This is a genomic window from Salinirussus salinus (genome assembly GCF_009831455.1).
In the GTDB taxonomy this organism is placed as follows: Archaea; Halobacteriota; Halobacteria; order Halobacteriales; family Haloarculaceae; genus Salinirussus; species Salinirussus salinus.
In genome coordinates this window covers 740,937-764,718 of the sequence record NZ_WOWO01000003.1, presented here as the reverse complement: position 1 = coordinate 764,718, position 23,782 = coordinate 740,937, and the positions used below count along the sequence as shown (strand labels likewise).

Below are 23,782 nucleotides of genomic sequence, written 5' to 3'. Positions count from 1 at the left end.
CGGGCATGGTCGAATAACCGATCAAAGTCTGCGGTGTATTCTCGCCGGAGTCCACGTCGGAACCCCTGATGGTGCTCGGCGAACCGGTCGAGGAAGTCCCGGTAGGTAGGGTTGGTCCGCCCCATCGTTAGCCCTCTACCGCGAAGCGCGTGGTCTGGGGATCCAGAGTGATCCCCGACGTCTCGTCGACGGCGCCGACCAGCTCGACCCAGTAGGGGATGGTCGTCTGCCAGGCCCCATCCTGCCAGTAGACGGTCGTCTCGACATCATCACCCTCGAAGCGATAGCCCATGCCCGTCTGCTCACACTGAATCCGCTGGTCGGCGTGTGCCTGGAGCTGGTCGGCAAGTGCGTCAGCTGGCCCGGCGTCGGTCACCAGCACGGGGATGTCGTAGGCGTCGGCGACCGCCGCGAGCGCCTCAAGCACACTCTCGACGAGTGGCTCGGCCTCGTGGTCGGGCATGTCATCGTCGCGGTACAGCGACGCGAGATTCGGGATGATCAGCCCGCCCGTCCGAGGGCTGACGGTGTTGACGATGCGCTCGATCAGCGAGACGTGCTGGTAGGCGGTAAACGCCCGGGCGATCCGGAGCTGGTCGACAGTCGTCTCGTCTGGTGCGATGGTGTGAAGCGTGTACGTCGACGCCGTGTTCCGGGCGTCGAGCCAGTAAATCGGCCCGGCCCAGTCCATCGCGTCCTGCAGGGCGACATGATGAAGCGCCGTCGACCGCGGCCCAGGAGTCTCGAGAAGCGTCAGGCCCGGGTCGAGTGCCGGGGTGTGTTCGCCCAGCGGACTGTCGGGGGTCATACGTTCGGCGGCCATCAGTCCGCCACCTCCAGCTCAACCACCCGGATCATCTCCTGGACCCACGCAGGAAGGTCTGGATCCGTCGCAACGCCCGCGATGGCATTGGTCGTCGGGAACTCGGCCTGCCGCCCGTCGTGGACGCCAAACGCCCACCATTCGGCTTTGTCCGGGTAGTACAACTCGAGACGACCGTCGTACTCTGTGCCCGGCGCATCAGTCCACACGGAGATGTGGACCCGGTTTCCGTCAATTTTCCTGGTCGTCCGGTTCGCCTGGCCACTTGTGCGGTGGAGTGTTGGCATGGCTGGGACGATGGACGCCCCTGTAAAAGCTCAGGCGCGCACGTTTCCGCCAGAGACCGATGTCGTCCCTACGCCCTGAAATCGGGCGATTCAGTCGAAATTGCCGGTTCCGGTAGAGTTCCGCTAGACTTCCGGTAGCGTTCCGAAACCGGGTACAGCCCTGCTCTGGTGGGGCCCCAGCGCAGGGCAGGATTTGCCGAGCTTGACCATCGCTCAGTCGGCTCGCTCGGTGGTCATGTAAGTCGTCCAGCGGCCGTCGCCGTCACTCACAATAAGACTGTATTGCTCAAGCGCATTGAGATACTCACGACGTCGACGCCTCGACCGGGGTTCCTGTATCCGACGCTCGTACTCATCATGCAGTGTGCCTGCAGGGATCTCGTCGTGGGCCTGAATGATATTGTACAGCGTCCGTTGGTGGGTGCCAAGCGACCGGACCCGCTGTTGGCGAACGTCAGCTCGGGCGTCGCCGCGAACTGTCTTCACAAGATCCCGGTCGATAGCCAGCCCATCAGCCGCGGCCCGGCGGGCGGCCCGGCGAAGGACGGCAATCCCATCGCGAGCGTTGCCGGCAGCAAGGTCAGCGATATAGTCGATTGCCTCGTCTGTGATCCGGTCGCGATCCAGCCCGTGGTCGACGCGATACTCTAAGATATCGACCATCTGGGCGTGGCTGTACGCGCTCAGCCGAAGCGTGCCGAAGGACCGCAGGCGACTCCGGGTTTGTGACTGGAGATCGGCGGCACTGAATAGGTCATCTTCGCTGATCGAGATGGCGACAATCGTGACGCCATCGATGGCGTATAACGCCCGTAGGAGGCTGAAATCATCCAGGACATTGCACTCGTCGATGATCGCAAGGATTTGATCGTCGGCCTCACGGAGCAGATCCAGATAGTAGCTTCGGGGCGTCCCATCCGGACGGCGGGCGCCCAAGTTGGCATCACGAACGAGTGTCGAGAGCACCGCCGTGGGCGTTGGGTCCGAGATACAGTTAACATACCCCCGACGAAGCGTGAGCGTTTCTTGTTCGAGTTGGTCGGCGACGTATTTCGCAAGCGTGGTCTTCCCGCTCCCACTGGGGCCAAAAATAAAGACGTCCTCGCCCGATAGCCCGCGGGCAATCGGTTTCAGACTGGAAGCGAGTGCGTCGATCTGCCCCTCTCGATGGCGAAGGTCGTGGGGGATGTAATCCTCTTGAAGCGCGCGGGCGTCGGTGATCATGCACGTAGTTGGTGATTGTTTCCCGGTAAATGGTCGCCAGGTAGAGTGAAAGTAAAATCACCAGAACGCAGCGGTTGGTTGGCTCTATCCCAGCAAGCCTACCCAGCCGGTGGCGATAGTACCGGCTGACCGAAGTACAACCCAACATCCCCCCGCCAGCTGTGAGATCACATCCTGGGTGCCGTTTCGACGCCGCTCCACAAGACCGGATGCTTACTCGATCTCCTCGAGAACCGTGTTAAGGAAGATTGCGAAACTCTCAGTCCGATAGTGGATAGTCTCCTTCGTTGGGTGCGAACTGTCACGGGCGCCCTTGTACTTTGATTCAGTGAGAAGCCCGTCAACGCGGCCGTTCACATCACGGATTGCAGCTTCAAGTTCTGTCTCAGTATACTGCTCCATTGTCGGCGCTACCCCCGCGGCTTCCTGCGCGGCTAACCAGCTGTCGAATACCTTCTCGATCGTCGACGCTGCTGAACGAATGTCGAGCTCGTTGTGCTGCTCAATTGTCGGCGCTTCCCCAAGTCACTCAGCAGCTTCCTGGAGGCCGTCGATGCGCGCTTCGGGGGTTTGCAGGTCAGCCATCACTCAGGTCCAGATTCGCAATTATCGAGTTTTGAGGTCCGCGCCCTGTCAGTCTATTCGCTTGTCGTATCGATTTCGAGCGTCTCGTTCAGGCCACAGAAACAGGTCGTTGCATTGAATCCGAACCCGAGAGCACCGAGCCCCGCGAGGAGGCCAATCATCGTTTTTCCACGCTTGAGGGCACGTATCGTGACGATGGTCAATACGACAGCTAACACTGCACGGGCAAGGCGATCACGGCCGCCAACATTTTGTTCAATATCCATATCAACACATTGTACGTCAGGTCTTTGGCTCTATGGAAACTCTCAATCGTTGCTGACATTTCCTCCGCCTTCGGGCGGAGAAATCCAGAGCGTTGGATATTATGGTTTGCAGTCTCCGTGTTCTCTCGGTGTGAACCGGCCGCTCTCACGGTCGAACAGAGAGACTCCGGGCTGTGCCAACCAGCCGTTACTCATATTCCCGGTCGGAGGACTCTAAGTTATCTTTCGCCGGGTGTTCACCGCACCGTTCACGTCTGCGTTCATCGTCGTCTCGTACGACGAACAGACATACAGTCGAGTGGCCCGTGAGTCCGCAGTCGTCATACCGTCCGTTCACCGACTAGTGGCAAATAGCCTAGTGCTGGTACTGACGCGGTTGGTGCCGCCTACAGAGGACCCCTTCGGTGGAGCCGCCTTTGCCCCGTGAAGACTACCCATCGATCACCCGCGCTTCGGCATCGCTGGCCCGGATCCGGACGGGGAACCACCCCTCCTGGTCGATCCCCACAAGCGCCTCCGCGTAGCCGTCTTCCTCTTCGCCGGCCTTCGCGGTCGTCACCCAGTCGACCTGCCTGTCGTTCAGGTCGAACCACCGGGCGATCTTCTCTTCTTCCTCGTTGATCCGGTGCAGCACCGACACCGAGCACAGGTTCGCGATCGTCTGCGCCTCCGGTGTGAGCGTGAACTCCCCGCCGGTCTGGGTGATGAACTCCAGACTCAGGTCGAAGTGGCGGCTATGCCGGACGGCCGTCTCCAGGAAGTCCAGAGAGACGGCATCGTTCATCAGATAATGGGCCTCGTCGATACAGAAGACGACCTTCTTGTCGGTCTGCTTGGCCCGCTCGTAGACACTGTTGAACAGCACCTGCATCATGAGACTCGTCTCCGCCCGCCCCTGGGTGCCCTCCTCCTGATGCAAATCCAGGTAGAGTGCCTTCGAGTCAAGATTGAATTCCGATTGCCGGGCGAGATTTGCCAGTTCGCCGTCCTCACGGAAGGACGGGCGCAGGTCCTTCAACAACGACTGTGCGTCAGTCCGCACGGCCTCCTGTTCGCCAGTGGTGGCGTACCCGAACGACTCCGGATCCTCAACCATCCCCTCCAGAACATCGATAACATCCTGGATAGTCGGAGACTCTCGGCTGTGGGTCGTCGGGTCACGAGTGATCCCCTGAGCATTGTAGGCCTCCTGAACGGCCCGGCGTAGCGTCTGACTGCGCTCGCCGAGGGAATGGTCGGCAACCTGGTCGAAAAAGGTCGCGAAGAACGTCATCACCCAGGAAATCTGCTCTCCCCATGGGTCGATGTCATCCGCTGCAGAGAGCACGTCTTCGGGCGTCTGCTTGAGTTCTAGGGGGTTCAGTCCCTGGCGTCCGCCGACTGTGACACACTCGGCGTTCAGCGCTTCGGCTACGCTGGTGAACCCGCGCATCGGGTCAAGCATGATGATGACCGTCTCCCCGTCGAACATCGCCCGCCGGAGCAGCCGAAGCTTCGTCGCGAAGGATTTGCCTGCCCCGAGCCGGCCGATCACCATCGCACAGTAGCCGGTTTCACGCCGGAACCGGTCGAGGATAAGCGGGCTCGCGTTCAGCGCGTAGGTCCCATACTCGATGCCCGGCTCGGCGAAGGCGCCGGCGACAAACGGGAACATCGCACCTACGGCGCCACCGAGCATTGGTGTCCGGCTGTTGAGCGCCTCGACGCCACGGTCCCGTGCGACTGGGCTGGCGGCTGTGAACGCTTGAAGTTGTGCCAGGCGGGGAACGATCGGCGTCAGGTTGGTTGGCGCCTGGCGCAGCCGGGTGGTCACGGCCTCGGTGGGGAGGGTCTCCCGTTCGTCGTCCCGGAGTGTCAGATACATCGAGACGTCGAAGGCCTGCATCGCGGTGTTCCGCAACACATCGTACATCTCCTGGTGGTCCTCAAGATCACGCTGAACGCCACGCGCGCTCGCCCGGTGTTTCTCCTGGAGATACTCGTAGTCCGCCTCTAGATCCTCGATCTTGTTCTCCAGGGAGTTCAGTGTCGCCTGGGTATCCCGGGGGTCGATGTGGATGCTGATGTCGGTCTGCCGTGTCTCGGCTGCGGCATATAGCGGCTCGAGAAAGCCGTCGCTCGGTGCGTCCGGGAACTCCCCGACCCAGATGGTCTGGGCTTGGCCGCCTTCCGTCTGGAGTCTCCCTGGCTGCTCTGTGATCGTCGACGGCGAGACGACAGTCTGGTGGATGTCGGGGATATCACGGAGAGCCTCCTCGTCCCGTTCGTAGTCGACGGCGACGGTCGATTCCGCCGATGCGTCCGACATCTCCTCCGGACCCGTATCTTTGTCTTCCTCGTCGGCACCGCTAGCGTCCTCTGTTGGTTCGGATTCGGTGCCGTTCTCGCTCGGATCTCTCCGGGGCAGTAAGTCACGGATCATGAGTGTACAATCTGTGTCGTACGAAGGACATCCTCAGGCGTCCCGTACGCGCGGTCGGTGCCGGTCCAGTATTCGGCGACGAGCTGGGTGAGGTCGGTCGCGGGCACACGGTGGGTATCACAGCCCTGAATGTCGCGCATCCCGCGAGCGACGCGTTCGCGGCGGTCGGCGAGCTCCGCCACCATTGCGGCCCGCTCTTCCGACTGAGAGGGAGCGGTCCAGACCTCAACCAGCAGGCCAACCACCGGCAGTCCAGTCAGCCGGTCGAGCAGGCTGGCGCGCTCGTATCGAACCTCGTCGGGACCCACGGGAACCAAGATGTAGTGGTCCCGGATCGTCATCTGGCGCTGGGCGAGTTCCTGTTCGTACCACGCCGTGTACTCCTCAATGAGCGTCCGGAGCTGGTCGTTCTCGGCAACATCAGGGTCGGTCAGTCGCTCTCCGTAGTGGCCGATGTATTCCTCGGCCGGGAACGACCGCGTCGTCGAGTAGATCTGGATCGGGAACTCCAGGGTCGTGTTGACGAAATCAGCGAAGGCGTCGCTGGCCTGATGCCACTCCTCGTCGGTCGCCAGCGCCATCGTCGGTGGGTCGACTCGGACCGCGCCGACAAGCGTGCCGTCGGGCCGCTCAATGGCGTCGTGTTCGGGGTAGACCCGTTCGACGTGAGTGTACTCTTTGGCTTGCTCGTGGGTGAGTTCGGCGTCGCTACGCTGGAAGCCGATGAACAGCCGGATCCACTCCAGGCTGGTGACATAGGCCGGCGTGAGGTAGACGAACACTGCGCCGATGGCGATGGCCACCGCTGCCAGCGGGAGCGTGAGCGTCGAGACGGGAACCCCATAGATGGACAGCGACGGCGGCAGAACGACTTGCGTGACGAGGATCACCACCACGCCAGGGAGGCCCGCGACGGCGAGGTCAGTCAGTGAGTATGTCCCGAGTAGTTGGGTGTCCGTCCCGAGCGCCTTCGGCACTCGCTTTGCGGAGTCTGGCGTTCCACTCATGAGCGGTCCTCCGCATCCTCGATGTCGCTCGAGTCACTGGACTGGTCGGACCGTGGGTCGCGGAGCGGGTCGCGGTTCGTCCGACCGGCCTCGTCGCCGAAGCCATCGCGTCCGTCCACGTTGCCTGGCTCAACCCGCGAAGCAGGTGCGTCCCTGCGACCGCCGTCTTCACCGTCGGTACGCTCGCTCACAGGAAGCAGCGTACCCCGGATACGCGAACTTGCCGACCGGAGGCGTCGTCCGGTTGCGTGGGCACGCGATTCCCCGGAGTCGAGGACGTACTGGCCGCTGCCGGTCACTGCGGGCTCGTTACGCAGCCCGCGGGCGAGATTGCGTCCGCCCCGCCGCCCCGTCTGGAGTCGGTCACGTCCCCCCGCGACCCGCCGCTGAGCGCGCTGGGCAGACATGTACTTGGAGGCCCGGTCAGCCATGAAGAACAGCGCCCCAGCCTGCCAGAACAAAATAAACGGCGACAAGACCGCCAACAGCGGAATTACGAGCGCCGTCAACCAGGCGCCGAATTCTCCGGCCGACGGCCCCACGCTCGTGCCGAGGAGGTCACCCAGCCGGAAGAGTAGGGCCACCGGGACAGTCATGAACAGGAACGGGACGTAGAAACCAGCCAGTTTCTTCATGAACGCTGAGGCTAGCCGGAACGGACCGACTCCGGGGATCCAGAACACGATCAGCAGCGGCATCAACAGGACGAACAGGTACAGCGCGAGATGGCGCGCGAGGTAGATCAGCCCGATGAGGATGAACAGGACGAAGTTCGCTGTCAGTGCGACGACCGTCCCGAGCACGCCCATCCCCGAGAACGAGAGCGTCTGGAAGACAGTGATATCCGAGACTGCGGGGACGAGAAATCGCGCCAGTGTGTCCATGAACCGCAAGGAGAGCGCGGCGATCCACCACCACGAGAGCAGTCCGAGCAGGCCGGCGAAGGCCCGCTTTTTCAGCTTCGACCGGTGGTAGCTGCTGAAGAGGTGGCTGGTCGACTCAAGGAAGATGACCAAGCCGATGACCAACCCGAACAGCGTCAGGCTCAGCGGAAAAAACGTCTGCCAGTAGTACTCGTAGATCGCCGGCCACGCGTCGTTCGCGGGGGCGCTGAAGACGGCATCCGGATGCGGTGTCCCGACGACCGTCTGGAGGACGGCGTCACCGTGCTCTTCGATAACCCCGCGGATCGGGCTGAACAACAGCCGGAGGACCTCTTGGATCGCGCCTGTGATGATGTCACCGAGCCCACTTTCGACGAGTGGAGCATTGGCGTGGGAGTCGCCGAACCGGAGCACAACGGTAGCAGTCACGATGAACGTAGCCGCGGCTCGGGTAGCCAAGTCACTACACCGGCCCATCCGTCCGTCTCTCATAGTCCCCTCCAGGGTGGCCAGATGTGCCATCGGGTGACCCGGTCGATGAGGTAGACCGCCAGTAGGAACAGTGCGACCGGGATGAGCAGCCGGAAGAGCCGGCCGATCAGCGCCAGCGCGCTCCCTTGTAGGGTGACGGTAGCAGTCGCGCTGGTGTACCCCACCTGTGTGCTCCACCAGTTGCCCGGCTCGTACCGGGCCGAGACGCCACCGAGCGGGCGGTCGACAGTGACGGTGACCGTCCCGTTCAGCGTGGTGTTTGCACGCTGGCCGCCGATAACCAAGTAGCCGCCTCGCTGGACAGTTGCGATCGCTGCCCCCGTCCGATTGTCCTGCAAGTGAGCGCGAACGGTGACGGTTTCGCCAGTCTGGTTAAGGACTGCTAAGGTGAGGTTGCTTTCATGGATCGGAACGCGCGAGAACCCGTCGGTGGACTGGGTGACCGTCACGCCGCGTACCAATCCCTGGGCTCGGATGGTCTCCAATTGTTCGTCTGTGGCGACGCGGGTGGCGATCCCGTAGCTGGCTGTGTACGGTTCCTCCATTCGATCCAGCCGAATGTCGTCGGGCAGCGTCGGTGGAGTAACCGTCTCGCCGTAGGCGCCGAGAATCGTGACGTTGCGTACCGGCGAGGCTGTCGGCCCGGTCTCGATCGGGTACGCATTGACTTGAAGTGGGTGAAGCGGGGAGTGCGTTGTCTGGTTCCCATCGCTGGTGTTGTAGACAAGGTGATCCCACGCCGTATCACGGGCCGAATAGAACCGCCAGACACCCCGGACCTCTCCGTTCGGTACGCTATATCCCAGCCAGGGCTGGTTCTTGTAGACGACAACGCCGAGGTCACCGTTTGGATACCTGGCGATGAAGCCGGAGACGGTCAGAACATACTCCGTGACTTGCTGTGAATCTGTGACCGTCGCCTGCTCTGTGAACTGCTTGGTATCCTCTGTTGCCCAGCCGGTACAGCCTCCCGACTCGTTCCGGGAGGTACATCTTTGTCTACGTCGCTCTACTTTGGCTGAAACCGTCGCACGTAACTCGAGTTTGTGGTCCGTCCCCAGGTTGTTCTCCAAGTTGTAGGCCAACGTCGGTGTGTGCGCGCCATCCCGACGAGTCTCTGGAGTCCCGCTGACCAGCAGCGTCGTGCCCTTGATATCGTGGTCAGCGACCGCCCACACAGTCCGACGGTCACCGGAGCTGTTGGTCTCCGGAAGCGCTACCCGGTAGTCTACCACCCCACGCAGCGTCCCGTTCGAGGCAACGTAGTAGGGTTGCTTCGTCGGGGAGATCCGGGCTCGGGTCGACGGTTGAATCGCGAAGATCTCTGCGTACGCATCCTTGATGAACTGCTTGTCAGTCAGCGTCGCGTTCGGCGGATGGATCGAGACCGACGCGTTCGTGTCCGGGAAGTCTCGGTGGTCACCACGGTTCCACTTTGCAACAGCCGTTGGTGAGGAATTATAGGGGATGTCCGTCCCGGCTGCGAGTTGCTCGCGGGCCGAGCCGTTGGGGATGGTCGCGTTCTCCCCGACTGCGTCCTCGTCTTTCGACCACAGCCCGTGGAAACTCTCGTTGGAGACGTTGTGATCGGTGCTGTTGGGAGGATGTGCGGCTGTCGGCTCTGCTCCGGTCGCGGTGACCAGGGCCGCGACGAGCGTCACGACCAGCACGAGACTGCATCGACCGCCCAACGTCCAGGCGCTGTCAGAACCCACAGCTGGTCCCTCCGACGACGACGTTGTTGAGGATGAACTGGACGATCTCCGTCCCGAGCGGGGCGACGATCACCCCCCAGAGCAGTCCTTGCATCTGGACGGCGCGCAGCCCCTTCTTCCGGTCCGACCGGCGCACCACCGGCATCGCCACGGTCGCGCCGAGTGCAAGGACGCCGCCGACGAGTGGGCCACCAAACTGGATGATGGTGAAGAGGTTCTGGATCGTCCCAGCCATCTCAGTGTCACAGAATGCCGTCCCGGGACCGGATCCGCTCTGCGCGCTGACTGTGCCCGTAGACAGTATGAGCAGCGCAACGACCAGGACCGCAGTCAGGATGTACCGCTTGGGGAGCCGAGCTGAGCTGAATTTGAGGGCCGTACATCGAAGCGAGCGGGTACCATCATGAGCCATCATCTGAACTACGTCGACCGGACCGAGATAAATAGTTAGAATTTTGGTATTTTTCTAGAGCGATGAGAAGATCTTGTAAGTGATTACAAGCGGCGAAGTGCTGAGATTTTCAGCTATGTCGCCAGGAGGATTACCAGAAGAAGTGCGCGCGGTCAGGCAGTAAGCGGGAGAACGACGAGCATCGGCTGCTCACCATCATCGATATAGAACTGTTTCACCTTGGCAACATCGTCGAACGCCTCCGCCTCGACAGGGACAGTCAGCAGTCGAGATGTATCGCGGTCGTGTATCGAATAGAAACCGAGCTCCTCGAGAATATCAGACTCGGTCGCAGTGAGTTGTTTTATTTCGTGGAGTTGGCCATCGAGCGTCGCGGGGGACTCCTCGTCACCGTCAGCCGACGGAGACTCGGTATTCTGGGGCGGTTGAGACATGATACACCTAGACTGGATGGATAGCTGCACAAAATGCTGATGGCCGATCTACATGTTCCGGGCAACCAACTGGTCGTCCCAGTCTTGGAGAGGGAAGAATACTGACGGGCTGAAGAAGTCTGTTCCCTACTGTTCGGCCTGTGCGAACCGCTCTCGCAACGTGGCTTCGCGCTCTTCGAACTGGTCGGCCTTGGCCCGGACGTCCTGACTCACCTGTTCGATCTGCGCCAGCGCCGCCTGGCTTTCCAGACCCGTCTGACCGTCGCCGTCGGTCTCTGCCTCGGCACGCTCTTCGTAGGTCTGTTCGACCTGGTCGACGGTCGCTTCGGGATTGAACAGGATGTCGTTGGCCGTGCGAACGTACTGGTCCAAGGACGAGCCCTCCTTCCCGCGGAAGTGATGTGTCAGCGCGTACGTCGCTCCGGAATGCAGCGTCCACATGTCGATCTCGAAGGGGTCTGTGGCGTTCGACCGGGCATCGCGTGCGGCCTGCTCCGCGAGATAGGAGGGAAACTCCAGCAATTCGTAGAACTCCGTCACGTCGAAGGGCACGTCGGTGAACGCGACGGTGATGTCGCTGGCATCTTCGATGAACGCGAGGAGGTCATCAGCCACCAGCCCCAACTGGCCCAACCGGTCTTCCCACCAGGCCCGGAAGTCACCGACGTCGCCGACGTGCTTGATTGTCTCGCGATCCGTCAGCTGGCGGATCGAGTTCGCACACCGGGTGTCACGCGCGAAACCCTCGACGTAGACCGCATGGCCGCCGAAGAAATCGTACCCCGACGTGATGCCCATCGTAATCGGGGAGTCGCGCTCGGGGAGGTCAACCGACAGCCCGTCGAACATCAGGTCCATATGGACCTCGCCGCCGCCGCGGTAGGTCCGGATCTCGCCGAAAACCACCTCGTCGAGTGGCTTGCCGTCGATAGCTTCCTCGCGGAGGACATCCTCCAGAGGCGCGTAGACGTCGGTCGGATTGATAATCGCGTAACTGTCCGTCGGGACGTGAAACAGCGGGTCCGCGTCGGGTTCGCTATCGCCCGCCTGGGCGCGCAGCCGACCCGGTTCGACGACGGCGTTGAACCGCTCGGTGGAAACCCACTCTTCGGTGTAGGGATTACGGTAGGCGACCCGCGTCTCTGTCGCTTGTGGGAGACTGCGGATCGCCTCCGCGAACGAGGTCACGTCGTCGGTTGCGACCTGCTGGGCGAACCAGCGTGGCAGTTCTGTGTCAGTGCGTCCGTCGACACCTGCGAATACGCAGGTCTGGTCGGGATCAGTCATCGATACTCCACGGGCACGAGTGCGCCCGCATCCCTCCCGGGCGCATCACAAACACTACCGTTGCTCGCGGAGTTCCCAGAACCGCTCGCGAAGCGTCATCGCCGACACGTCCGCCAGGTTTGCGAGTTCCTCTTGCGTGTAGTCCTGCCCGTACTCCCGGCCGGCGAGGTACAGGCAGGCTGCCGCGACGCCTTTCGGGTCACGTCCGTTGGCGATCCCCGTCTCCTCGGCGTGATGCGCGAGTTCGAGCGCTCGGTGGTGGACGTTGTCAGACGCCTCGCACTTCGAAGCCAGCGCCGGGATGTACTCTTGGGGTCGGATCACCGCCGTCTCCAGCGCTAATTCCCGGTTGATCACGCCGTATCCGAGTTCGACCTTGGCGCGGTCACAGGGGGCGACGGCGGCGATCTCCTCAACAGTCCGAGGATGGCCCTGCACTCGACAGGCCGCATACAGACTGCCAGCGGCCATCGTTTCGATCGACCGGCCGCGGATGAGGTTCTCGGCCTGTGCTTCGCGGTAGATGGCCGCAGCCTCCTCCTCGACCGCTTCCGGTAACTCGAGTGCGCTGGCCAACCGAGCGAGTTCCCCGCAGGCGTGGGCGAGATTGCGTTCGGCCTTGCTCCGGTACCGCCCGCGCCTGTGCTCGCGTCGCCACCGGCTCACTCGGCGTCGTTTCTCTGTGGAGAGTTGGTTACCCTTGGCATCGCGTTTGTAGCCGATCTCCGTCGAGAGGCCGCGGTCGTGCCGCGCCAACGTGAGCGGGGCGCCAGTCCGCTCTGCTGGCTCGTCCGTCGTGTCATCGTCGAACCGGCGCGTCTCCGGCCCGCGGTCAAGCTGGTGCTGACCGACGATGAGTCCACAGTCAACACACCGGGTTTCCCCGTCCTCGGTCATGAGAGCACCGCTGCATTCGGGGCACTCCTCAGTAGGGATTGTTTTGCCGCTCGCTTCGTCGTAGCCGTTCGCGTAGGGTCCTCGAAACGACATGGGAATTCGCGAGGCGCCCGTCTGGACTGCCCCGCGCCCCTCCCGGGGCACACAGAAACCAGCTGCTCGCGAATGACGACGGTCGTCAGTAGTCCGCGTAGCCCGCTCCCCTGCTACTCTACCTGTGGGCGTGACCGTACCTCAGTGAGTGTTTGCATCGTGGCGGCCGCGTCCAGGAGCCTGGGTCGGATCGCGACGGCGAGACGGTGTTTGCACGCCTTGGCCGCGCGAGTGTCGAACGGACACGTGCAGGCGACCGGGTGCTCGTCATCGATGCGGACGCGGTACTCGTGGGCTGCTGGGTCAACGTGGCTCGCATTCCGGACGCGAATGTCGCCGTCGACCAGCGAGAACTCGAAAGCCTCGTACTGGGCGCGTTTGAGGAGGCGCGGCGTACAGTCTAATTGCGTCAGTGGATGGGTGGAATCAGGCATCGCTTGCTCAGGGCCCAGTGGCCCTCAGGCTCTCGGGGGGCCGACAAACACACCGTGGCCCACTCCGGGACGGGAGGTAGTTGAGCCACAAACCGGGTGCGTATCGACCAGTACGGGATGCGTCGAAAAGAGCCGGGTCGGGTGTCGTCAGGTCAGTCAGGCATCGTCCGGTCGTGGCGCACTCTCGTATTTGACCATTTTGTCGGGCTTGTCAGAGATGGTCTCGTAGATCTGCTGGAGTGTCTCTTCGGCCGCAAGCAGGTTGTGATCCTCGAGGAATTCGCGGCCCTCGTCAGTGAGACCGTAGAATTTCCAGGGGTAGCCCTGCTGACGGTCCTCGTCATCGAGAGCGGTCTCTTTGACGATGCCAGCATCAATGAGCTTCTGGATGTGCTTGTAAACGGTGGCGTCGCTGACGCTCGGGTTGAGTTCCTCGAGTTCGTACATCGAGGGCAACTGCTCAGGGTGCTGGAGGATGTTGTTGATGAGCGCGAACCGCGTCTGCTGGGTGATAAAATGGACGAGTTCACGGGTTTCTGTCTCCCCAGCAGCCTCAAGACCGGTGTTCATACACTTGGTACACTCTCAAGCATCGTGTAGTTTACTCCTGAGTAAATTACTCTAAGATGGAACAGTTGGAGTGGAGTCAGCAATTCACACAGTCATTTCCCTTGTTAGATCGGGACTGGACCCGTGTATGACTGAAGCGGTGCTCGTCAACGTGAGCGAGAACCGCCCGTAACACAGGAGCGCATCGCGCCGTCCTCCGTCTGAGTTGGGTACAGCAACGTATTTGATAGTGGCAAGATACGTTCGAATGAGAGCAGGATGGCTGTTTTAGACGAACTCTCGGGGTTCGAGTTCGAGGACCTGATGGAAGACGTCTTTCGGAACCTCGGGTACGAGAACGTCCGTCAGGCCGAGCGGACGGCAGATGAGGGACGGGACATCCTGATGGAGGAAGTCGTCGATGGTACGCGACGGGGAATCGTCGTCGAGTGCAAGCACACGGAGACGGTGGGTCGTCCAGTGGTGCAGAAACTGCACTCGGCGATTGCGACCTTCGAGTTCGACGGCCCCAGGCGCGGCATGGTCGTCACGACCGGTCGGTTCACTGGACCTGCCGAAGAGTACGCCCAGCGCCTCCAACAGAACGGCGACCCTCACCCCATCGAACTGGTCGACGGCGAAGACCTCCGGGAGATCGCCGACGAGATAGGCCTCGACCTCTACAACGGGCGTATCGAGATTCTCTGCGACGAGACCCTGCGGCCGTACGACCCGGCCGCCGGTGTTGACGCACCAGTCCAGGAGGCGTTTCGCGATATCGAGAACATTGACGCTGCCGACCTGCCGGCGCCACACTCGCAAGTCACGTTCCGCCCGGTGGTCGCGATCACTGCCGATACCAACGCCGTCTTCGAGACGTCCGTCGGCGTCATCCATCGGATCAACGACCGCACACGGTTCGTCGTCCACGCCGAGCGTGGGCACCCCCAGGTCGCCGACGAGAAGGTCGCATCCCTGGTCACCGAAAACCTCCACGCGGCGGTCGACTTGGATCTCGACCAGTTCGGGGAGGCATTCGACGACCTCAAGAAGCGCCGCTTCGGCCAGACCCAGACCGAGTACAAGGACTGGGCCGTTGAGCGGCTCCAGGACCACCACACGACGACGGTGACCTACACTGGCGACAATAACGTCACGTACAACAAGACGTGCGAGCCGAATCTCTCGGACATCTCGGTCCAATCCATCGAGTCCGTCTACCTTCCAGAGGTGCGCCAGACGACCGAATTACAGCAGTACTCGTATCCCTACGAATACTATACAGCGGGCCCGTCACGGGTGACCGTCGAGGATGGGATCCACCGCTGTGTGCACTGTGAGACGAGCGGCGTCGGCGAGACGTACACCTACTGTCCTAATTGCGGGGCGGTCGCCTGCGACAGCCACATCAAAACCGAACGGCTCGAAGGTGAGCCAGTCTGTACGGGCTGTGCAGTTACCGAACGCTTCGCGCTGAAGACGAAGTACTTCTACGACGAGGAAAATCTCGAAGCGTTCCGCGAGGAGTATGCGGAAATGCCGATCCACGAGAAGGCGATGGAAAACAAGCCGCTGGTCGGTGGTGGCTTGGTCGCGACGCTACTGCTCATCGTTGGTCTGCTCGTCGTCAGTGGCGTTATCTGACTCCCTACACGCTCATGCCGACTCCGCCGCGAGTTCCGTGAGTGCGTCGTCAAGTGGCCCCTGGAACTGCCAACTGGCTCGCTCGAAGGCCTCTCCCGTGAGCCCACCCCAGCGAGGAAAGCCGGCGTGCTCACTGATCTTGACGGTCCACTCAGTCGGTTCATCGAACGCCTCGCGTGTCGGGATGTCGACGACGTAGAGATAGTCCTCGTCGCCGTGGATCCCGTCAGCAGGATTCTCGACGCCGTGGCCCAGCAGGAACAGCGGCTGGTCGAGGTGCTCCATGTTGGCCGGCTCGAGGAGGTCGGCTGGCTGGGTTGCGTCGATGGTTCGCTCCAGCTGGCCGTCCAGATACAGGCCGACCGTAGAGAGCTTGTCGATGAACACGAACACGGCTGCCGTGTAGCTTGGCCCACGCTCGGCGCGAGTTGCATCAAGGAGGCTCTTCAATTGTGCGAGGTCCCGAAGGACGCTCGCTGGATAGCCGTCAGAATGTCGGTACACCTGCGCGACACAGTCGTCGTCTTGAGCGCCGTCATTGTCGGCACGCTGAACGAATCGGAGTTGACTTCGTGTGGACATCGCTCACCGCCGACGCGTGTGCGCCGGCACCCATCGCCGGCGCCGAATAAACCCGTTCGATCCGAAAGTCGGGGTGTCCACCGACCAGCACACATATGTGGCTCAGTATTCAGCGAGGCTATGGTTCCACAACCTCGGAGGATGGATTTGATGCGTGCCTTCTGTCTTCTCCGCTCCAACAAGATACGTCACAAGCTTCCGACTAACCCTGATATTCGCTTCAGCAACACTCGACAATTTCGAAGTAACTCGGTGTCTCTTAGAGTGCCGGTATCCCACTATCCTGAGAGGGCATATCCATAATCACTGTAATGTCACAGCTGAAAATGATAATCCTTAATATTTCTCGCAGTCCATATTGTTATATGAGTGTGGTCAGCGTCTCGATGCCGGAGGAATTGCTTAACCGAATCGACCAGTTCGCTGACGACCACGGCTATACTGGTCGCAGTGAGGTACTTCGTGAAGCAAGCCGGAATCTCCTCGGTGAGTTCGAGGATAAGAAACTCGAAGACCGAGACTTGATGGGCGTCGTCACGGTGGTTTTCGACTACGAAACGACGAGCGTCGAGGAGAAGATGATGCACCTCCGCCACGAGCATGAGGACATCGTCGCATCGAACTTCCACAGCCACGTCGGCGGCCATCATTGCATGGAACTGTTCGTACTCGAAGGGTCGCTCGAAGAAATCTCGACGTTCGTCGGGAAGATCCGAGCGACGAAGGACACGCTCACGATCGACTACTCAGTGCTACCCGTCGACGACTTCGGCCCGCTAGCCGATATGAACTGATACTGTTCTGCCCCTTCCGGCGAGCCGACATCCCACTCGCTCTCTGCGGTCGCTCGCGGGATTCTCGCTGAATTCACGCTGACTCTAGCAACATCTCCGAACCCTATCCTCTATCAGTATTAACTCTCTTTGCTAGAATCATAGGTATTATTAGAACTGATTCTAGAGTTAGTAACACTGATGGTTCAAATCTCGCGCCGAAGTCTACTCCAGAAGGCAGGCGCAACCACGATTGCTGCGACGGGAATTGCTGGCTGTCTCGGTCAGGGAGGTGCATCACTTGATTCCGTCACGGTCGCGTACGTCCCGATTTACCCGAACATGCAACACTACGTGATGGAGCAAGAGGGGTACTACGAGGACGTTCCGTCAGATGTCTCAATAGAGCGGTTCAGCTCCGGCCCCAGTGTTGTCAAGGCGTTCGCGAGTGGGGACGTCGACGTTGCGCTTTTCGGGATCACTCCTGCAATGGTCCTCGTTGACAAAGGGACCAACGCCGGTATCCTCGCGGCGAATTCGAGAAATGGCTTCAAGATCATGGGGACGACCGAACTCGCCGATCTCTACGAACAGGAAGGGGCTGCCACGTTCGAGCGCTTCGAAGAAGAGCACGGGCGGAAGGTCCGGTTTGGAGCACCGCCGGACGGGAGCGTCCCCGACATCGTTCTCCGGTACTGGATTCAGGAGGACCTCGACGTCGGTGAGATGGACTCCACCATCAACAAGTCCAAGGTCCCGCCCGCGAAGGCGGTCCAGACCATCCAGTCGGGCGACATCGACGCGACGATCATCCAGGAACCGTTCGCGACGATCATCAGCCAAGCTGACGGGTTCGAGGAACTCGCCTGGTCCGGGAACATCCTGGACAACCACCCCGTCACGGTGCTGTTCGCGAACCAGCGAGTGCTCGACGACGATGAGGTCGCCCAATCGCTCGTCGAACAGCACGTCGCGGCGACCGAGTTCACGGGGAACTCCCCGGATGCCGCCGCCAGCCACGCTGCCTCGGTCATCGGCTCCGGCGTGAGTGAAGACCTCGCGACGGCCGCCATGGATTCGAAGGCGTCGGAGTTCATCTCGGATCCCCACGCGATCACCGATCAGGCCGCGACGATGGGAGAGTTCGTCGCCAACGTCGGCAATATCGAGGATCCGGTCGCAACTGAAAATCTGTTCGCGTTCGACCCCTACGACGCAATACAGTAATGAGCACGCAGACCGACACCAGTTCGAACGCGCTGACGGCCGAAACCTTCGAGGGGGACCTGCAGCGGTATCTTCGCGGCCTCGGCGGTCTCGTTGTGTTCCTGCTCGTCTGGTGGGTTGGCGCGATGACGACCCAGCCGTCGTATCTGGTGCCGGGTCCCCTCGAGTCAGTGTACGCGTTTATAGAGCTGTTTGCGACCTCGACGACGATCGTGGTCCCCGTTCTGGGGTCGAGTCTGGTACTCCCGACTGGACTCGCACACCTCGCACAGACGCTGTTCCACTACGTTCCCGGCCTCCTCCTCGGTGCGGGCTGTGGGATCGGACTCGGACTGGCGATGGGTTGGAACGGGGTACTCGACGACTGGCTCCGGCCGCTCGTCCGGGTGCTGCGACCGATTCCACCGCTGGCGTGGGTCGTCTTCGCCATCGTCTGGTTCGGCATCCACCACACTGGCGCGGCGTTCATCGTCTTCGTCGGCGCGTTCTGGATCAACTTCTACGGCGCCTACGGTGGCGTGGAGGGCGTTTCGACCGAACTGACCGATGCCGCATCGACGCTCGGAGTCGAGCGCGACCTCTCGATGCTGAAACTCGTCGCGCTCCCGAGTGCGGCACCCCAAGTGCTGACTGGGTTCCGGACGAGCATCGGTCGGTGCTGGATGATCGTGGTCGGCGCCGAGCTGTTCGGTGCCCCCGGCGTCGGCTACGAAATCATCAACGCCTCGAACAACCTCGCGATGGCGACCAGCGTCGCGTACATGTTCCTGATCAGCCTGGCGTTCCTCTGTATGGACGTCGGGTTTCGACTCGTCGAACGGAGGGTGCTCGCGTGGCGATGACCGAGCGTTCGTCCTCCGAGCGGGAGGAAAGCACGAAGATCAACGTTCGGAACGTCAGCAAGGCCTACGAGGAGACACGAGCGCTCGAAGACGTCTCGTTCTCGGTGTCGGAGGGCGAGTTTTGCTGTGTCGTCGGGCCGTCTGGCTGTGGAAAGACCACCATGCTGCGGGCGATCGCCGGCCTCGACGGTCCGGACAGTGGTGCGGTTCTGGTCGGCGGCGACCCGGTCACGGGTCCAGGTCTGGACCGAGGCATGGTCTTTCAGGAGTACGCGTTGTTTCCGTGGCGAACTGTCCGCGGGAACGTCCGGTTCGGTCTCGACCGACCCGCCTGTGAGTGTGCGGACTGTGAAGCACGGGTCCGGGAACTGGTCGATCTCGTCGGACTCGACGGATTCGAGGATTCTTATCCAAAGGAGCTGTCGGGCGGCATGAAACAGCGTGTCGGAATCGCTCGCGCTCTCGCTCCCGACCCGGAGATCCTGTTGATGGACGAACCGTTCGCCAGCGTCGACGCTCGGACGCGCGATCGACTGCACGCCGAATTACTGGACATCTGGGCCCAGACCGAGCAGACCGTCGTATTCGTTACGCACGACATCGACGAAGCGGTGACTCTGGCCGACCGGGTCATCGTTATGGATGCCGATCCCGGTAGCGTCCAGTCGTCTTTCCCCATCGATCTCGACCGTCCGCGTGATAGGACGGCACACGACTTCGTTGACCACGTCGCACAGATCCGGGACGAACTCGGGTGTCACGACGAACAACACCTCTAACCCCCATTGGCATAAATTATTAACAATGGCTTGAATAAACCACTATTACTATTATCTTAGAGTAGAATCTTAACATATGCCTATCGTGAGTTCTTCGATGCCGGAGCGACTTCGGGACGACCTCGACAGGTTTGCCGACGAACACGGGTACGGAGGACGGAGTGAAGTCATTCGTGAGGCGTGCCGGTCGTTGCTGGAACAGTACGAGGAGACGGACTACGAGGGGCGACGCGTCGTCGGGACTGTCACGGCCGTTTTTGGGTACGACGACCCCGAGATCGAGAGCAGGATGATGGACATTCGCCACGAATTCGAAGCGTCGATCCGCTCGAACTCGCATAATTGTCTCACGGGCAACACTGGCTGTATCGAGTCGTTCGTCGTCGAAGCCGAGTACGATGTCCTCTTGCGATTCGTCGGAACCGTTCGAGGCGCTGATGAGTCCGTCTCGGTGGAGTACACTGTTCTCCCGGTCGACGTAGCCCCGGCTAACGTCGTCGAGTAATCGCTTCACTCTCGGAGGTTGGCAACTCAACCTGGTGCGTAATGCACTAGTTGTTATCTCTCCTACAGTGGTAAGGCAACTTTATTATATTTGGATGCTAGATTCACAATCAGTCATGGCACACATCCACCTCGGCGAAGGCTCGTTCCCACTGTGGGCACTGGTCCTCTGGACCGTGCTCGGGACCGGACTGATCACTGCGGTACTGTACCGGGTGCGGAGCGGCAAGATCCAGCCCAACCAGATCGCACTCGCGGGCATCGGTGCCGCCGCGAGTTTCGCGATCTTCCAGTTGAACATCCCCGTCTGGGGCGGGGTCCACATGAACCTCACCGCGCTCGTGGGTATCATCGCCGGGCCCGCCCTGGGCGGGCTCATCGCGCTCGTGGTCAACGTCTTCTCGGCCGCACTGGGCCACGGCGCGGTCGGACTCCTCGGTGCGAACGTGATGATCAACGCCGGCGAGGCGATCGTCGCGTACTACGTGTTCAAGACCCTGATCGGGATGAACTGGGACACCTTCCCCGCGACGGCGACGGCCGCAATCGTCGGGCTCTCCTCGGGCGCGGTCCTGATGGGCGGGATCATCGTCCTCAGCGGCGTCAACGGGAGTGCACTCCCGCGGGCCGACCTCGCGATCGCCGTCGCCGGACTCGTCGGGATCAACGTCGGCGTCGCGGTGATCGAGGGGCTCCTGACCGGGTTCGTCGTCCAGTTTTTGGCCTCGGTGCGGCCCGACCTCGTCGGTCTCGGCGACCGGTCCGGCCGGGACGAGCCAGCGGGGGTGTCCGCCTGATGGATCGCTGGAAGCAGTACGGCGGCCTCGTCGGCGTCGTCGCCGTCGCGACCGCGGTCGGCCTGTGGGCGTTCGGGGCGACCGGCGGTGCCCTCCCGTGGGCGAAGCGCTCGGCGAAGACCCTCCAGCGCGGTCTCGCCGACGGCGGCGGCGCCATCCTCGACCTCGGCCGCGGGATCGTTATCGCCGGCCCGATCCGCAAGGGTGGTCTCGTCACCGAGTACGCGGCCATCGCGGGAGCACTCCTGGTGTTCGGGCTGGCGCTGTACGTCTACGTCGACCGGGTCCGCGACGGCGAGGACCCCGACCACGCCCCGTAAGATGACCGCGCTGTCGAACCACGTCCCGGACCCGCGACTGATCACGGCCTACGCGGAGCACCGGGAGGGACCGCTCCACCGGGTCAACCCCTGGACGAAACTGGGGATCGTCGGCGCACTCGTCCTCGCGGTCACGACCCTGGACCGCCTGGCGTTGCTCGCCGGCCTGTACGCCGCCGTCCTCGGGGTCTACGGGGTGTCGGGGCTCCCGTACCGACGACTGGTTGCCTGGTACACGCTGCCGATGCTGTTCGTCGTCTCCGTCGCCGGCCCACTGGCCTTCCTCGAGCCGGGCGTGGCGATCGGTGGGGCACTCCCGACGCCGCTCGGCGACCTCTCGGTGACGTGGGCGGGCGCGACCCTGTTCGCGGAACTGACCTGCCGGTCGCTGGTGGTCGTCACGTTCGCGCTGACGGCGTCGATGACGACGAAGTACACTCACGTCGCCTACGTTCTCGGTCGAGTGCTGCCCCGGCCGCTGGACCAGATCGCCTTGCTCACCTACCGGTTCACGTTCGTGATGATCGAGACCCTCGAGGACCTGGTCAAGGGTGCGCTCTCCCGGGGTGCGAACCTCTCGGAGTTCTGGTCGAACAAGCGCTTGTACGCCCGGATCCTGGGGACGACGATGCTGTCGGCGATCGAACGATCCGAGCGCCTCGTCACGTCGATGGAGGCACGCGGGTACGACGGCGACATCACGGTGTACGGCGACGTGGGACGGCCACCGGCCCGCGAACTGGCCGTCCTCGTCGTCTCCTACGCCGCCGTGATCGGGTACTCGGCAGTCGCGGTCTACGGGGTGAGCCCGTGACCCGGGAGACGTCCCCGCTCGTGGACCTCCGGTGTGAGGCTCACACCTATCCCGACGGCACGGTCGGGATGCACGACGTGGAGTTCTCGGTGTACCCCGACGAAGTCGTCGCACTCGTCGGCCCCAACGGCGCCGGGAAGTCCACGCTGCTGGAACACCTCAACGCGACGCTGGTACCCGACGAGGGCGAACTGGTCGTCGAGGGAACGCCGATCACGGAGGGCAACGAGTCCACCGCACGCCGAGCGGTCGGGTTCGTCTTCCAGGACGCCGATACGCAACTGGTCGCCCCCACAGTGCTCGACGACGTGATGTTCGGCCTCCAGAACTACGGGGTCGCCGTCGAGGACGCGAGAGAGCGTGCGAGGGAGGCGCTGGCGACCGTCGACGCCGCCCACCTCGAAGAGCGGATCCCCCACTACCTGAGCGGTGGCGAGAAGCGCCTCGTCGGTCTCGCGGGAGTTCTCGTCCTCAACCCGAGCGTGATCGTCCTGGACGAACCCCTCGCGGGTTTAGACCCCGAGCGCTCGCGCCTGGTCGCCGACCGGATCGAACAGATACACGAGGACGGGATCAGCGTCGTCCTGTCGACGCACGACCTGGAGTTCGCCGCCGAGGTCGCCGACAGGGTCTGTGTGATGACCGACGGGAACGTCGTCGGGAGCGGGACGCCCCGAGAGGTGTTCTACGACGACGCGCTGTTGGCGGACGCGAACCTGCACCCACCGAGTGCAGTGCGTGTGGCTCGCGATGCAGGGCTGGGGACGACCGCACAGCCAGTGACGGAAGCGGATCTGGTGGCGCTCCTCACAGAAGCCGACAACCTGGGACCCACACAGACACCCTCTCCAGATGGGCGCGGACACGACTGAGCGCCTCCCTCGGTATCTCACGCCACTTCCTCGGCGGATCGAGACCGTTGCCCTGCAGTACGCGTGGGTAATCGTTGCGATCAATATCGCGGGAACGGCATTCGGCTTCTGGTACTATATCCCCCAGTTCCAACTCGAGCCGGTCGTCGCGTGGCCGGTCGTCCCGGACAGTCCGACGGCCACGCTGTTCATCGCCTGCTCGCTGGCGCTGTACAAACTCGGCCGGTCGAACGAGTACCTGAACGTGTTGGCGTTTTTCGGTTGTATCAAGCTCGGCCTCTGGACGCCGTTCGTCCTGACGGTGTTCGCAGACGCGTTTCTCGCGACGGTTACGCCACCACCGCAGGTCGTTCCACTGCTCGGACGAGAACTCGCCTCGAAGGCGATGTACGCCTTCCTGTTCGTCTCACACTTGGGGATGGTCGTCCAAGCGTTCCTCATCCATCGCTACTGTGATTTTCCGGGTCGAGCGATTCTCGTTGCCGTAATCTGGTACGGATTCAACGACCTTGTCGACTACTTCGTCCCGATTGTCGGGACACCGCATCACACCCTGTTGCCGGTCGAACCGATTGTGAACGGCACCGTCCAGCACGTCTCCCCGGCACACGAGATTGCAGCTGCGGGCGCTGTTGCGCTGACGATACTGGCGACAATACTCGCCGTTGCGACTCGACGAGTGAAAACAATATGAACTAACAGGCCTGAATCACCCTGAAGACTGCCTTTCGCCGCCAGATCGTTACAGCTCGGGGTGTTCGAACACCGGAAAATAATTCACTCTACCGTCGGCCACTATCATAATATAGCGGATTCA

28 protein-coding genes and 1 pseudogene are annotated in these 23,782 nt (G+C 62.0%); 12 read left to right on the top strand and 17 right to left on the bottom strand.

The window, feature by feature from the left end; genetic code table 11:
* Window positions 1–127: 127 nt before the first annotated feature.
* The 15 genes and pseudogenes from GN153_RS13835 to GN153_RS17715 form a co-directional block, all read right to left on the bottom strand.
* Window positions 128–823: a hypothetical protein gene (locus tag GN153_RS13835; RefSeq protein ID WP_159903769.1), complete on the bottom strand. Its 696-nt coding sequence runs from the start codon at window positions 821–823 to the stop codon at window positions 128–130.
* Window positions 823–1,110 (bottom strand): hypothetical protein, encoded by a 288-nt coding sequence (locus GN153_RS13830; protein ID WP_159903767.1) that lies wholly within the window; start codon window positions 1,108–1,110, stop codon window positions 823–825. Before GN153_RS13830 ends, GN153_RS13835 begins: the two co-directional genes overlap by 1 nt.
* Window positions 1,111–1,323: 213 nt before the next feature.
* Window positions 1,324–2,334 carry a Cdc6/Cdc18 family protein gene (locus GN153_RS13825; protein ID WP_159903765.1) on the bottom strand — a complete coding sequence of 337 codons (1,011 nt, stop codon included), beginning with the start codon at window positions 2,332–2,334 and terminating at the stop codon, window positions 1,324–1,326.
* Window positions 2,335–2,547: 213 nt separating this feature from the next.
* Entirely contained in the window at window positions 2,548–2,736 is a 189-nt protein-coding gene (locus tag GN153_RS13820; protein ID WP_159903763.1) for a hypothetical protein, read from the bottom strand.
* Between the two features lie 236 nt (window positions 2,737–2,972).
* Entirely contained in the window at window positions 2,973–3,185 is a 213-nt protein-coding gene (locus GN153_RS13815; RefSeq protein ID WP_159903761.1) for a YgaP-like transmembrane domain, read from the bottom strand.
* Window positions 3,186–3,284: 99 nt separating this feature from the next.
* Window positions 3,285–3,479 (bottom strand): annotated as a pseudogene (locus GN153_RS17885) (RNA-guided endonuclease TnpB family protein); the annotation flags it as partial.
* Window positions 3,480–3,615: 136 nt separating this feature from the next.
* The gene (locus GN153_RS13805) at window positions 3,616–5,607 is read right to left on the bottom strand and encodes a VirB4 family type IV secretion system protein (RefSeq protein WP_159903759.1); all 1,992 of its coding nucleotides are present in this window, start codon (window positions 5,605–5,607) and stop codon (window positions 3,616–3,618) included.
* Window positions 5,604–6,614 (bottom strand): hypothetical protein, encoded by a 1,011-nt coding sequence (locus GN153_RS13800; protein ID WP_159903757.1) that lies wholly within the window; start codon window positions 6,612–6,614, stop codon window positions 5,604–5,606. The genes GN153_RS13805 and GN153_RS13800 overlap by 4 nt, the downstream gene beginning before the upstream one ends.
* Window positions 6,611–7,990 (bottom strand): hypothetical protein, encoded by a 1,380-nt coding sequence (locus GN153_RS13795; protein WP_236544818.1) that lies wholly within the window; start codon window positions 7,988–7,990, stop codon window positions 6,611–6,613. Before GN153_RS13795 ends, GN153_RS13800 begins: the two co-directional genes overlap by 4 nt.
* A complete protein-coding gene (locus tag GN153_RS13790; RefSeq protein ID WP_236544817.1) occupies window positions 7,987–9,660 on the bottom strand; it encodes a hypothetical protein in 1,674 nt (557 codons plus the stop codon). Before GN153_RS13790 ends, GN153_RS13795 begins: the two co-directional genes overlap by 4 nt.
* A gap of 34 nt (window positions 9,661–9,694) precedes the next feature.
* Window positions 9,695–9,940 (bottom strand): hypothetical protein, encoded by a 246-nt coding sequence (locus GN153_RS13785; RefSeq protein ID WP_236544816.1) that lies wholly within the window; start codon window positions 9,938–9,940, stop codon window positions 9,695–9,697.
* Between the two features lie 329 nt (window positions 9,941–10,269).
* The gene (locus GN153_RS13780; protein WP_159903755.1) at window positions 10,270–10,551 is read right to left on the bottom strand and encodes a hypothetical protein; all 282 of its coding nucleotides are present in this window, start codon (window positions 10,549–10,551) and stop codon (window positions 10,270–10,272) included.
* A gap of 126 nt (window positions 10,552–10,677) precedes the next feature.
* Complete coding sequence (locus GN153_RS13775) at window positions 10,678–11,838, bottom strand: hypothetical protein (protein WP_159903753.1); 1,161 nt, start codon at window positions 11,836–11,838, stop codon at window positions 10,678–10,680.
* A 54-nt stretch (window positions 11,839–11,892) separates the two neighbouring features.
* Window positions 11,893–12,828: a transcription initiation factor IIB gene (locus GN153_RS13770; RefSeq protein WP_159903751.1), complete on the bottom strand. Its 936-nt coding sequence runs from the start codon at window positions 12,826–12,828 to the stop codon at window positions 11,893–11,895.
* 113 nt (window positions 12,829–12,941) lie between these two features.
* Window positions 12,942–13,103 (bottom strand): SWIM zinc finger family protein, encoded by a 162-nt coding sequence (locus GN153_RS17715; RefSeq protein WP_236544822.1) that lies wholly within the window; start codon window positions 13,101–13,103, stop codon window positions 12,942–12,944.
* Here GN153_RS17715 and GN153_RS17710 point away from each other — a divergent pair.
* Window positions 13,089–13,232, top strand: coding sequence for a hypothetical protein (locus GN153_RS17710; protein ID WP_236544823.1), 144 nt, complete (start codon window positions 13,089–13,091; stop codon window positions 13,230–13,232). The two genes, GN153_RS17715 and GN153_RS17710, sit on opposite strands and share 15 nt — an antisense overlap.
* Before the next feature lie 186 nt (window positions 13,233–13,418).
* On the opposite strand, the gene GN153_RS13760 is transcribed toward GN153_RS17710, so the two are convergent.
* Window positions 13,419–13,832 (bottom strand): winged helix-turn-helix domain-containing protein, encoded by a 414-nt coding sequence (locus GN153_RS13760; RefSeq protein WP_159903747.1) that lies wholly within the window; start codon window positions 13,830–13,832, stop codon window positions 13,419–13,421.
* A 258-nt stretch (window positions 13,833–14,090) separates the two neighbouring features.
* Here GN153_RS13760 and GN153_RS13755 point away from each other — a divergent pair, with 258 nt between their 5' ends.
* Window positions 14,091–15,455 (top strand): restriction endonuclease, encoded by a 1,365-nt coding sequence (locus tag GN153_RS13755; RefSeq protein WP_159903745.1) that lies wholly within the window; start codon window positions 14,091–14,093, stop codon window positions 15,453–15,455.
* A 12-nt stretch (window positions 15,456–15,467) separates the two neighbouring features.
* Here GN153_RS13755 and GN153_RS13750 read toward each other — a convergent pair whose 3' ends face one another.
* Window positions 15,468–16,037 (bottom strand): hypothetical protein, encoded by a 570-nt coding sequence (locus GN153_RS13750; RefSeq protein WP_159903743.1) that lies wholly within the window; start codon window positions 16,035–16,037, stop codon window positions 15,468–15,470.
* 365 nt (window positions 16,038–16,402) lie between these two features.
* Here GN153_RS13750 and GN153_RS13745 point away from each other — a divergent pair, with 365 nt between their 5' ends.
* The 10 genes from GN153_RS13745 to GN153_RS13700 all read left to right on the top strand — a co-directional run bounded on the left by GN153_RS13745 (window position 16,403) and on the right by GN153_RS13700 (window position 23,659).
* Window positions 16,403–16,831: a CopG family ribbon-helix-helix protein gene (locus GN153_RS13745; protein WP_159903741.1), complete on the top strand. Its 429-nt coding sequence runs from the start codon at window positions 16,403–16,405 to the stop codon at window positions 16,829–16,831.
* A 180-nt stretch (window positions 16,832–17,011) separates the two neighbouring features.
* The gene (locus GN153_RS13740) at window positions 17,012–18,037 is read left to right on the top strand and encodes an ABC transporter substrate-binding protein (RefSeq protein WP_159903739.1); all 1,026 of its coding nucleotides are present in this window, start codon (window positions 17,012–17,014) and stop codon (window positions 18,035–18,037) included.
* Entirely contained in the window at window positions 18,037–18,879 is an 843-nt protein-coding gene (locus tag GN153_RS13735) for an ABC transporter permease (protein WP_159903737.1), read from the top strand. The genes GN153_RS13740 and GN153_RS13735 overlap by 1 nt, the downstream gene beginning before the upstream one ends.
* Complete coding sequence (locus GN153_RS13730) at window positions 18,876–19,658, top strand: ABC transporter ATP-binding protein (RefSeq protein ID WP_201287906.1); 783 nt, start codon at window positions 18,876–18,878, stop codon at window positions 19,656–19,658. The genes GN153_RS13735 and GN153_RS13730 overlap by 4 nt, the downstream gene beginning before the upstream one ends.
* Before the next feature lie 97 nt (window positions 19,659–19,755).
* Complete coding sequence (locus tag GN153_RS13725; RefSeq protein WP_159903733.1) at window positions 19,756–20,163, top strand: CopG family ribbon-helix-helix protein; 408 nt, start codon at window positions 19,756–19,758, stop codon at window positions 20,161–20,163.
* A 115-nt stretch (window positions 20,164–20,278) separates the two neighbouring features.
* On the top strand, window positions 20,279–20,959 hold the full coding sequence (locus tag GN153_RS13720) for an energy-coupling factor ABC transporter permease (protein ID WP_159903731.1): 681 nt from the start codon (window positions 20,279–20,281) through the stop codon (window positions 20,957–20,959).
* Window positions 20,959–21,279, top strand: coding sequence for a cobalamin transport operon protein (locus GN153_RS13715; RefSeq protein ID WP_159903729.1), 321 nt, complete (start codon window positions 20,959–20,961; stop codon window positions 21,277–21,279). Before GN153_RS13720 ends, GN153_RS13715 begins: the two co-directional genes overlap by 1 nt.
* Before the next feature lies 1 nt (window position 21,280).
* Window positions 21,281–22,093, top strand: a complete 813-nt coding sequence (locus GN153_RS13710) for an energy-coupling factor transporter transmembrane component T family protein (RefSeq protein WP_159903727.1) — start codon at window positions 21,281–21,283, stop codon at window positions 22,091–22,093.
* 68 nt (window positions 22,094–22,161) lie between these two features.
* On the top strand, window positions 22,162–22,965 hold the full coding sequence (locus tag GN153_RS13705; RefSeq protein WP_159903822.1) for an energy-coupling factor ABC transporter ATP-binding protein: 804 nt from the start codon (window positions 22,162–22,164) through the stop codon (window positions 22,963–22,965).
* Entirely contained in the window at window positions 22,946–23,659 is a 714-nt protein-coding gene (locus tag GN153_RS13700; protein WP_159903725.1) for a DUF1405 domain-containing protein, read from the top strand. Before GN153_RS13705 ends, GN153_RS13700 begins: the two co-directional genes overlap by 20 nt.
* Window positions 23,660–23,782: the final 123 nt, after the last annotated feature.